Source organism: Pseudoalteromonas sp. MMG013 (genome assembly GCF_018100885.1).
Taxonomy (GTDB): domain Bacteria; phylum Pseudomonadota; class Gammaproteobacteria; order Enterobacterales; family Alteromonadaceae; genus Pseudoalteromonas; species Pseudoalteromonas aurantia.
Genome location: NZ_JAGJEE010000103.1, coordinates 1 through 616 on the forward strand (window position 1 = coordinate 1; position 616 = coordinate 616).

Below are 616 nucleotides of genomic sequence, written 5' to 3' on the forward strand. Positions count from 1 at the left end.
GCTTTTTGAGATGCTGCAAACCCTTCTAACGCGGCAACACTGTGCTCACTGCTGCTATACGTTGCATCGGTGTATTGATGCTGACTCACTCGCTGCCCTAATGTGTTATAACGGTATTCAACTAGGCGATTATCTGCATCTAACTTAAAACGTAAGCGCTGTTGTGTATCGTACACATACACCGTGCTGTCTGTGCCTATTTGCTCTTTGATTAACTGGTTATTGCTGTTGTAGGCCCGCGTTATCGTTACGCCGTCAGCATCGGTTTCTTGTGTTAAATTACCTTCACTGTCATACCCATACTGTGTTTGATGACCCAACCCATTGGTCACACTGTGTAATCGACCCGCCGTGTTATAGCCATACTGCTGAGTCACTATTTGATGATTATCAACTCGCTCCACGGAGGTTAAGCGCTTTTCAGCATCAAAATGGTAATCAACCTGCGCCCCGCCAACCGTCACGCGAGTATGTGTGGCACTCACATAGTTATATAGGGTTTGATTGCCTTCACCATCGGTGAGGCTTTTTACTCGATAGTCGCCATTGTGCGCTTCATAGCCAATGGTTAACACCGTACCATCTGATTGCGATACACTTTGTACACGGTTGCTGC

1 protein-coding gene is annotated in these 616 nt (G+C 46.6%); it reads right to left on the minus strand.

The window, feature by feature from the left end:
• Positions 1-616 (minus strand): RHS repeat domain-containing protein (locus tag J8L98_RS24530; RefSeq protein WP_210998670.1); only part of this gene is annotated, 616 nt, incomplete at both ends.